This window comes from Bradyrhizobium sp., from assembly GCF_019242285.1.
Lineage (GTDB): Bacteria > Pseudomonadota > Alphaproteobacteria > Rhizobiales > Xanthobacteraceae > Bradyrhizobium.
On record NZ_JAFAVV010000492.1, the window covers coordinates 1 to 9,355 of the forward strand.

Sequence of the window (9,355 nt, forward strand, 5' to 3'; positions counted from 1 at the left end):
GCCGCCGAGCCATTGCGCGGTCAGGGCCGCCGCCAGCGAGGCGGCCAGGATCGGCGCCGCGCTGCCGACCGAATAGACGCCGACGATCAGCTCGCAGGCATAGAAGGCGCCGGTGATGGGTGCGCCGAAGGCTGCGGCGATCGCGGCCGCCGCGCCGCAGCCGACGATCAGCCGCAGATCGTTGCGCCGCAGATGCAGGATCTGCCCGGCCAGCGAAGCGGCCCCCGCACCGATCTGGGTATAGCCCGCTTCCAACCCGACGGAGGCGCCGCAGCCGTTGGACACCAGCGTCTGCCCGCTCACCACGACGCTGTCGCGCAGCGACAAGCGTCCGCCGCGCAGCGCATTGGCCTCGATCGGGTCCACCGCGCTCGATATCTTCCAGCGCCGGCGCAGCCATTCCATTACGCCGAGCGACAGCCCGCCGAGGGCCGGTGCGATCAGCGCCACCGCCGGATTGACATAGGCGTTGGCGCTCAAGCGGACGTCGATCGGAATTCCGTAGATCAGCACATGCATGGCCTGCGCGATCTGGCTCATCAGCGTCACGATCGCGCCCGCGACGAAACCGACCACGAGTGCCAGCGGGATGAGATAGAACTCGTTGCTGCGCACCAGCAATCGCAGCCGGGTCAAGACCCGGCTCGGACTGCGCTGGTCGATGATATGCGTCAGCCGCGAAAGCACCGGTCCGTCCTGTCCATCCGGCGTGTACATCTGCATCACAAATGCCTTCAAATCCGGCTGCCGCTCGCGGCCCGGATTTCATGCATTCACGAAGCAGATAAGGGTGGTTCGCGCAGCGGGTCAAGCGATTGAAGCCGGTAACCTTTCTTCACCATGAAGGTATCAGCCAAGCGGCTCACGCGGGCCGAACGGATCACTCATTCATCGATCATTCAGGCGATCGCGTTCACACTGCGAACGCAATATTGCGCGCTCTTTCCTCAGCCGGAGCGTCCCGGCACGGCCGCCTCGGCGAAGGTCGCCATGTCGTTGTGAAGCGCGCAGGCGAGCCGCAGAATCGGCAGCGCGACCGCCGCGCCCGATCCCTCGCCGAGCCTCAGGTCGAGATCGAGCAACGGACGGGCTTCGAGCGCCTCCAGCACCAGGCGGTGCCCCTGCTCCGCCGAGCGGTGCGCAAAGATCAGATACGGCCGGCAGGCGGCATTGAGTCGCACGGCGGCGAGCGCCGCGACCGACACGATGAACCCGTCGACCAGCACCGGGATGCGGCGCTGTGCCGCGGCGATGATCGCGCCGGCGATGGCCGCGATCTCGAGCCCACCGACCGCGCACAGTATTTTCACGGGCGTCACGCCAGGTTTCGCGAGACCGTCAGGTGTCGTGAGATCGTGATGGCGGAGCGCCGCATCGATGATGCGCACCTTCTGCGCGCGGCCGGCCGCGTCGAGGCCGGTGCCCCGACCGGCCACACTGCCGGCGCCGACCGCGAGCAATGCGGCTGCGACAGCCGCGGCAGCCGTGGTGTTGCCGATCCCCATCTCACCGAGAATGAGCAGGTCGGGGATGGAGGCCGCGGCACGCGCCACCGCCCGCCGGCCGGCCTCGAAGGCAAAGGCGAGCTCCGCCGGCTCCAGCGCCGGTTCGGCGCTGAAATTGCGGCTGCCCCGGCGCGGCTTGTCGGTGACGATGCCGGGCAGCGGCGCCTCGGCCAGCGTGCCAACGTCGATGACCTCGAGGCTCGCGCCCAGCGCCCGCGCCAGCACCGAGATCGCGGCGCCGCCATTGGCGAAATTCGCGAGCATGGCGATCGTGACCTCCTGCGGATAGGCCGACACGCCTTGCGCCGCGATGCCGTGATCGCCCGCAAAGATCAGGATCGACGCACGCTCGGCTCGCGGCCGGTCGGCATGTTGCAGGCCCGCCAGCTCGATTGCCAGCGTTTCGAGCCGGCCGAGCGCGCCCGCGGGTTTTGTCAATTCCGCCTGCCGGACGCGCGCTGCGTCCTGATGAACAGCCGAAACGCCGGGACATGGCTGAACGACCCACTCGGGAAACATGCGATGCTACCTTTCTGTCCGTGCACGCTTGAGGACATAGACGTCCATGATCCAACCGTGCCGTGCCCGCGCCTCGGCGCGCGTCGCCACGATCTTCACGCCGACCTCGGCCAGTGCGCCGGAAATGGTGACCTCACCGGCCATGCCGAGATAGGCGCCCCACCAGATCTGCAAGTCCGGCGCATCGATCGCCCTGAACGCCGTTCCGGCATCGAGCAGGACGACCACGGTGTCCACGCCCTCGGGCCAGCCCTGCTCGCGCAACCGCCGTCCGGTCGTGACCAGGAACGGCTCGGCGATTTCGTTGAGTGGAATCCGATGCGCCGCGCAAAGCGCCTGGATCGACGTGATGCCCGGGATGATCTCGATGTCGGGCGCCGGATCGAGCCGCCGCGCGATGCGCAGGCTCGAATCATAGAGCGAGGGATCGCCCCAGATCAGCAGCGCGACCCGGCCGCCGCCGGCATGATTGGCGATCTCGCGCGACCAGGCTTTCGCAACCGCATCATGCCATTCATCGACGCCGGCCCGGTAGTCGGCGACCGCGGCATCGCGCGACGGCAGGTCGAATTCGGCCAGACGTGTGTTCGGATTGGTCAAGACGTCCGCGCAGATCGTGCGTCGCAAGTCAGCGAGATCGGATTTGTCCTCGCCCTTGCGCGGGATCAGCACGAGGTCGGCGGCGTTGATGGCGCGGACCGCCTGCAACGTCAGTTGCTCCGGATCGCCGCAGCCTATACCGATCAGGGCCAGCTTGAACGGCGCCGTCACGGCGCCGCCCCCGCGAGCGCGCCGAACAGAATCACCGCGGTGGCCGTGACGCTCTCATGCGAGAGCTGCTCGGCCAATTCCGCGATGGTGGTACGAACGAACCGTTGATCGGCATGCCCGATGGCTTCCGCGAGCAGCGCCGGCGTCTCGGGCGACAGCCCGGCCGCGATCAGGCGCGCGGCCAGCGCCGGAAAAGTCCGCTTGCCCATGTAGACGGCGGTCAGGGCATGCGGATCGGCCAGCGCCGACCAGTTGAGGTCATCAGGCAGTTCGCCCCGCGTGTCCGCCCCGGTGATGAACTGCACGCGGCGCGCGGTCAGCCTGCGGGTCAGCGGCAGCCCGGCGCTCGCGGCCGCGGCGCAGGCGGCGGTGACGCCGGGGATGATCTCGTAGCCGACGCCGGCCGCGTTCAGTGCCTCGATCTCCTCCTCGAGCCGGCCGAAGATCCCGGCATCACCCGATTTCAGCCGCACCACCTTGGCGCCGGTCGCGGCGTAATCGATCAGCAGCCGGCTGATATGCTCCTGCCGTGCCGAAGGCCGGCCGGCACGCTTGCCGACCGACACCAGCCGCGCGTCCTTGCGGGCATGGTCGAGGATCGCGCCCGAGGCGAGGTCGTCGTAGAGCACGACATCGGCTGCGGCCAGCCGCGCCGCCGCCTTCAGGGTCAGAAGCTCGGGATCGCCTGGCCCGCCGGAGATGAAGCAGACGAAACCGCTCATGTGTCCTCCGCGATCAGATGAAAGAACGTGCCGCTCACCCTGCCGCGGCGCGAGCCGGTCTCGGCGACCTCGGTGCCACTGGCGTCGAGCACCGAGGCCAGCGGCGGGTCGGGCTGGGCGAGAATCGTCGCGTAATGGAATTCATGCCCGCGCAACCGCGCGCCCACCGCATGGCCCGGCATATCGTCCGTCAGTATCGCGAGACGATAGCCGAGATGCATGCGTCGCTTGGCAAAGCTGGTGTCGAGCCCGAGCAGACCTGTCATCTCATGCCTCGTGCCGTCGGCATCGACGAGACCCGCGCCCAATACCATGTAGCCGCCGCACTCGCCGTGGACGGACCGCGTCTCGGCGAATCGTCTCAGCGCCTCGCGAAAATGCCGCGCGGCTGCGAGGCGCCCCGCGTGCAGTTCCGGATAGCCGCCGGGCAGCCAGCAGACATCGGCCGCGTCGCTCGGGCCCTCGTCGGCGAGCGGCGAGAACGGCAGGATTTCCGCGCCGGCCGCGCGCCACCCTTCGACGATGTGCGGATAGATGAAGGAAAACGCCGCGTCGCGTGCCAGCGCGATGCGCTGGCCCGGCGGCCTGACGCGCAAGGGAGGTTTCGCGGCGCCCGGCGACCAGCCGCAATCGGCCAACCGCAGCACTGCGTCGAGGTCGACATGCTCGGCAACCAAGCGCACGGCCTCCGCGATCGTCTCATGCAGCGCGCCGTGCTCCTCGGCCTGCACCAGGCCGAGATGCCGCTCCGGCAGCTTGATCGCCGCCTGCCGAGGCAGCGCACCGAGCACGGCAATGCCGGCCGTCTCCATCGCGCCGCGCACCAGATGCTCGTGCCGCGGACTGGCCACGCGGTTGAGAATGACGCCGGCGATGCGCACGCCTTTCCGAAAATCGCGCAAGCCCGTGGCGATCGCAGCCGCGGTCTGCGCCTGGCCTGCCGGATCGATCACCAGCAGCACCGGCCAGCCCATCATCTCGGCGATGTCGGCGCTGGCGCCGATGCCCGACAGGCCCTGGGTCGCGACACCGTCGAACAGCCCCATCGAGCCCTCGGTCATGACCAGGTCGGCGTCAGCACCGCGCGCGACCAGCGTCTCGATCATGTCGCGCCGCATCGCCCAGCTGTCGAGATTGACCGACAGGCGGCCGGTGGCCGCGGCATGAAAGGCAGGATCGATGTAATCCGGCCCGCTCTTGAAGCATTGCACGGCGAGGGCCCGATCAAGGAACGCGCGCGCCAGCGCAAGCGTCAGGGTCGTCTTGCCGGAGCCGGAGGCCGGCGCGGATATGACCAGCGCGCGCGGCATTCAGGACGCCTCCGGCAAGCGCGGCGCGAGGCCGACCGGCCGGTAGCGCCGGTCGTAGTCGGCCGCATAGAGCCTGCTCTCGGCGAAGTCCGCCGAGCCCAGCGTCTTGCCGACCAGGATGATCGCGGTGCGCTCGAGCTCCGCGCCGATGGAGGCATCGAGCGTGCCGAGCGTGGCGCGCACGATTCTCTCGTCCGGCCAGCTCGCGCGCCAGACGATCGCCGCCGGACAGCCGGCGCCATAGTGGGGCGTCAGCTCGGCGATCACCTTGTCGAGCACATGAATGGAAAGGTGAATCGCGAGCACCGCGCCGGTCCTGGCAAAGGCAGCCAGCGTCTCGCCTTCCGGCATCGCGCTGGCGCGACCGGAGGTGCGTGTCAGCACCACCGATTGCGCAAGGCCCGGGAGCGTCAGCTCGGTTTCAAGCGCTGCCGCAGCCGCCGCGAAGGACGGTACGCCCGGCGTCACCGTGAACGGGATCGACAAGGCGCCTAATCGCCGCACCTGCTCGCCCATCGCCGACCATACCGAGAGATCGCCGGAATGCAGCCGCGCGACGTCCTTGCCTTGCGCATGCGCCGTTGCGATCTCGTTGATGATCTCGTCGAGCGACAGCGGCGCCGTGTTGACGATGTGCGCACCTTGCGGGCAGTGCGCGAGGATTTCCGCCGGCACCAGCGAGCCCGCATAGAGGCAGACGGGACACGACGCGATCAGGTCACGGCCGCGCAGCGTGAGCAGGTCAGGCGCGCCGGGGCCGGCGCCGATGAAATGCACGGTCATCGCACCGCGCTCCATTGCACGATGGGGCGCGCCGCCTGCCAGGAGCGCATCCGGCCGAGCGGCGCCGCGCGGGCGATTTCGATCCGCATCAATTCGCCGCCATGCCGCAGTTGCAGCTCCGACAGCAGCGCCTCGGTTTCCAGCGTGACGGCATGCGCGACCATTCGCGCACCTTGCGCGAGCTGCGCCCAGACCGCGTCGAACAGCGAAACGTCAAGTCCGCCGCCGATGAAGACGGCATCCGACGGCGCCAGGCCGGCGAGAGCGGCAGGCGCAGTTCCCGCGACGATGGTGATCCTGTGCGCGAGGCCGAAGGCCGCCGCATTGACACGGATGTTGGCGGCGCGGTCGTCGCGCGCCTCGATCGCGATCGCGCTGCCGCCGGCGAGAGCCCATTCGACAGAGATCGAGCCGGAACCGGCGCCAATGTCCCACAAGACGTCCCCGGCTCGTGGCGCCAGTGCCGACAATGCGAGCGCGCGCATCGGCCGCTTGGTGATCTGGCCGTCATGGACGAAGAGATCGTCGGCCAGACCGGACGCACGTGGCAATCCCGTGCTGCCGTCGGCCTCGATCGCCACCGCCAACGGAGTCGCGACGTCATCCGCCGTGAATGCATCGGCCCGGCATTCGGTCACGTGCTCACGCGAACCGCCGAGCGCGGACAGCGTCCACCATCGCGACGCGCCCCAGCCGCGCGCCGCGAGCCATTGCGCCAGATCGGCCGCCGCCTTGCCGTCGCGCACGAGGCAGATGAGGCGCGCGCCGCGCGACAGCAGCGGCACCAGCCGCTCGAACGGCGCGGCATGCAGCCCAAGGCAGGCGACCTCCTCCAGCCGCCAGCCGAGCCGCGCCGCCGCGAGCGAAAAGGTCGAAGGCGCGGGATACGCGATCCATTCGCCCACCGCGAGATGCGAGGCGAGGCTGCCGCCGACGCCGTGCCAGAACGGATCGCCGGAGGCGAGCACGACCGTCGGACGCCCGCGCCGCGCCAGCACGGGCGCGATGTCGAATGGCGCCGGCCACGGCCTGCCACGTCCTCCGATATCGGCAAGCCTCAGGTGCCGCTCGCCGCCGAATACTGCCTCGGCCCGCGCCAGCGCGTTTCGGCTTGCCTCGGAGAGGCCGGCAAGGCCATCTTCGCCGATGCCGATGATGGTGAGCCAAGCAACAGGATCAGCCATGCTGCGCGCCCTCATACTGGGCGGAACGGGAGATGCCAATCAGCTCGCGAATGCATTCGTGCGCGAGCGCATCGACGCGATCTATTCCTATGCCGGGCGCACGCAAATTCCGCTCGGCCATGCGCTGCCGGTTCGGATCGGCGGGTTCGGCGGCGCGCAAGGCCTCGCCGATTTCATCAGGCAGGAACGGATCACGCATGTGATCGACGCCACCCATCCCTTTGCCGCCGAGATGAGCCGGCACGCGGTCGAAGCCTGCGCCGCGACCGGCACGGCATTGCTCGCGCTGGAGCGCGCGCCCTGGACGCGAGCGCCCGACGATCGATGGATCGACGTTGCGGATATTGCCGCCGCGGTCGCGGCTCTGCCCGAGCGGCGCGCGCGCATCTTTCTCGCCATCGGCCGCCAGCACCTGGCGCCGTTTGCGACGCGGCCTCAGCACGCCTACACCCTGCGCTTCGTCGATGCGCCCGACGGTGCGCTGCCGCTGCCGGACGCCGAGGTCATCGTCTCCCGCGGCCCGTTCACACTTGCAGGCGATCTCGACCTGATGCGCGCACGCGGCATCGAATGGCTGGTCGCGCGGAACGCCGGCGGCGGCGGCGCCCGCGCCAAGATCGACGCCGCCCGCGCGCTTGGCCTGCCCGTCATCATGATCGCGCGGCCCGCTCTGCCCGAGCGTCGGCGCGTCGAAAGTGTCGAGGAGGTGATGGCATGGCTCGCTCATGACGCGCGCCTCGGCGCATAGACGAAGCGGCCGACCCGACGCGTCGCCGAATTGCCGATGATGACGAGCGTCGCCATGTCGGCCATCTCCACGCGCGCATCGTGCAGCAGGACCGTCTCGATACGCTCCTTCGGAGTTGTGACCGCATGCGCAAAGATGACGATGCGCTCGCCGCCGACCGCCTCCCGCAGCAAGTCCAGCGCGCGGCCAAATCCTTCCGGACGGCTGGCCGAGCGCGGATTATAGAGTGCGATGGCAAAATCGGCCTCCGCCGCGAGCCGCAATCGCTTCTCGATCAGAGACCACGGCTTCAGATTGTCGGAGAGATTGATCGCGCAGAAATCATGGCCGAGCGGCGCCCCGACGCGCGCCGCCGCGGCCAGCATCGCGGTGACGCCGGGCAGCACGCGGATCGAAAGCTCCTGCCAACGCGGCACAGCTTCCAGCATTTCGAACACGGCCGCCGCCATCGCGAACACGCCGGGGTCGCCGGAGGAGACGATCACGGCACGGCGGCCCTCCGCCGCGAGCCGCAACCCCTGCTCGGCACGTTGCAGCTCCTCGCGGTTGTCGGACGGATGCAAGGTCAATCCCGCGCGCACCGCCACCCGCGCGACATAGGGCGCGTAGCCCAGAACGTCGGTGGCCTCGGCGAGCGCCGCCGACACCTCAGGCGTGACCAGCGCGGCACCGCCTGGTCCCAGGCCCGCGATGGCAAGCGAGCCGGTCACTCCGCCGCCGCCTGCCGCGATCCGCCGCCGTGCACCAGCACGATCGCAAAATACGGACAGTCCGCGGTATCGACATCTTTCAGTCGCGCGACGCGCTGGTCGGGCATGCTGCCGCGCTCGACCAGCCACGCCTGGTCGAGCCGGCCCGCCGCCGCGAGCGCGCGGCGGATTTTCGCGAGGTTGCGGCCGGTCTTCATGATCACTACCGCATCAGATGTGCCGACGCGTTGTTCCAGCTCCGCTTCGGGCAGCGTGCCCATCAGCACCGTCATCACGTCGTTGCCGAGCGCGATCGGCTCACCGATCGCGCTCCAGCAGCCGGCCATGCCGGGAATGCCGGCGACGACGTCGATCGCGACCCGGCCTTGTAATCGCGCGTAGAGATGCATGAACGAGCCATAGAAGAACGGATCGCCTTCGCAGAGCACGACGAGGTCACACTCCTGCACGAGCCGTGCGAGGCGATCGGCCCAGGCATCGTAGAAGTCCGCCAGCAGCCGCGCATATTCCGCGCTGTCGACCGCGAGCTCGGTCGTGACCGGATATTCCATCGGATATTCGCGCACGTCCGGCCTGAGCATGCCCTCGACGATGCGCCGCGCCTGGCCCGGCCGGCCCTTCTTGCGGAAGTAGGCGACGTGGCTCGCCGCGCGGACCTCGCGATCCGCGCGCACGCTGATCAGGTCCGGATCGCCTGGCCCGAGGCCGCAGCAGATGATGCGCGCCATTGCTATTCGCTCCTGCTCGCGAGCGCGTTGATTGCGGCAACCGTGATCGCTGAGCCGCCGAGCCGGCCTTCGACGGTGAGCGCGGGCACAGGCGGTGCGGCCATCAACGCCGCCTTGGCTTCCGCCGCGCCGACGAAACCGACCGGACAGCCGATGATGGCCGCGGGCCGCGGGCAGTCATCGTTGTCGAGCATGTTGAGCAGATGAAACAGCGCGGTCGGCGCATTGCCGATCGCGACGATGGCGCCACCGAGATGCGGCCGCCACAGCTCGAGCGCCGCCGCCGAGCGCGTGTTGTGCATGGATTCGGCAAGCGCCGGCACCGCGGCATCGCCGAGCGTGCAGATGATTTCGTTGCGCGCGGGCAGGCGTACA

Annotated in this window: 11 protein-coding genes; 1 reads left to right on the plus strand and 10 read right to left on the minus strand. The window is 69.3% G+C overall.

Translation table 11 applies throughout. The features are described 5' to 3' along the window. The 7 genes from JOY90_RS19475 to cbiE form a co-directional block, all read right to left on the minus strand. On the minus strand, positions 1-687 hold a 687-nt coding region (locus tag JOY90_RS19475), incomplete at its 3' end, for a chloride channel protein (protein WP_291692747.1). 260 nt (positions 688-947) lie between these two features. After that, positions 948-2,024 carry a nicotinate-nucleotide--dimethylbenzimidazole phosphoribosyltransferase gene (gene cobT / locus JOY90_RS19480; RefSeq protein ID WP_291692737.1) on the minus strand — a complete coding sequence of 359 codons (1,077 nt, stop codon included), beginning with the start codon at positions 2,022-2,024 and terminating at the stop codon, positions 948-950. 6 nt (positions 2,025-2,030) lie between these two features. Beyond that, positions 2,031-2,795: a precorrin-6A synthase (deacetylating) gene (gene cobF, locus JOY90_RS19485; RefSeq protein ID WP_291692738.1), complete on the minus strand. Its 765-nt coding sequence runs from the start codon at positions 2,793-2,795 to the stop codon at positions 2,031-2,033. Then, positions 2,792-3,517, minus strand: a complete 726-nt coding sequence (gene cobA / locus JOY90_RS19490; RefSeq protein ID WP_291692739.1) for a uroporphyrinogen-III C-methyltransferase — start codon at positions 3,515-3,517, stop codon at positions 2,792-2,794. The genes cobF and cobA overlap by 4 nt, the downstream gene beginning before the upstream one ends. Continuing rightward, positions 3,514-4,827: a cobyrinate a,c-diamide synthase gene (locus JOY90_RS19495; RefSeq protein WP_291692740.1), complete on the minus strand. Its 1,314-nt coding sequence runs from the start codon at positions 4,825-4,827 to the stop codon at positions 3,514-3,516. The genes cobA and JOY90_RS19495 overlap by 4 nt, the downstream gene beginning before the upstream one ends. Beyond that, positions 4,828-5,610 (minus strand): precorrin-4 C(11)-methyltransferase, encoded by a 783-nt coding sequence (cobM, locus tag JOY90_RS19500; protein WP_291692741.1) that lies wholly within the window; start codon positions 5,608-5,610, stop codon positions 4,828-4,830. It lies immediately after the preceding gene. Further along, complete coding sequence (gene cbiE, locus JOY90_RS19505) at positions 5,607-6,794, minus strand: precorrin-6y C5,15-methyltransferase (decarboxylating) subunit CbiE (protein ID WP_291692742.1); 1,188 nt, start codon at positions 6,792-6,794, stop codon at positions 5,607-5,609. The genes cobM and cbiE overlap by 4 nt, the downstream gene beginning before the upstream one ends. On the opposite strand from cbiE, the gene JOY90_RS19510 reads away from it, so the two are divergent. Then, on the plus strand, positions 6,793-7,542 hold the full coding sequence (locus JOY90_RS19510) for a cobalt-precorrin-6A reductase (protein ID WP_291692743.1): 750 nt from the start codon (positions 6,793-6,795) through the stop codon (positions 7,540-7,542). The genes cbiE and JOY90_RS19510 overlap by 2 nt on opposite strands. Here the strand turns inward: JOY90_RS19510 and cobJ are convergent. From cobJ to JOY90_RS19525, 3 genes are all read right to left on the minus strand, one after another. Further along, a complete protein-coding gene (cobJ, locus tag JOY90_RS19515) occupies positions 7,518-8,252 on the minus strand; it encodes a precorrin-3B C(17)-methyltransferase (protein ID WP_291692744.1) in 735 nt (244 codons plus the stop codon). The genes JOY90_RS19510 and cobJ overlap by 25 nt on opposite strands. After that, positions 8,249-8,980, minus strand: a complete 732-nt coding sequence (locus JOY90_RS19520; RefSeq protein WP_291692745.1) for a precorrin-2 C(20)-methyltransferase — start codon at positions 8,978-8,980, stop codon at positions 8,249-8,251. The genes cobJ and JOY90_RS19520 overlap by 4 nt, the downstream gene beginning before the upstream one ends. A gap of 2 nt (positions 8,981-8,982) precedes the next feature. Then, a partial coding sequence (locus tag JOY90_RS19525; RefSeq protein WP_291692746.1) for a precorrin-8X methylmutase occupies positions 8,983-9,355 on the minus strand: 373 nt, incomplete at its 5' end.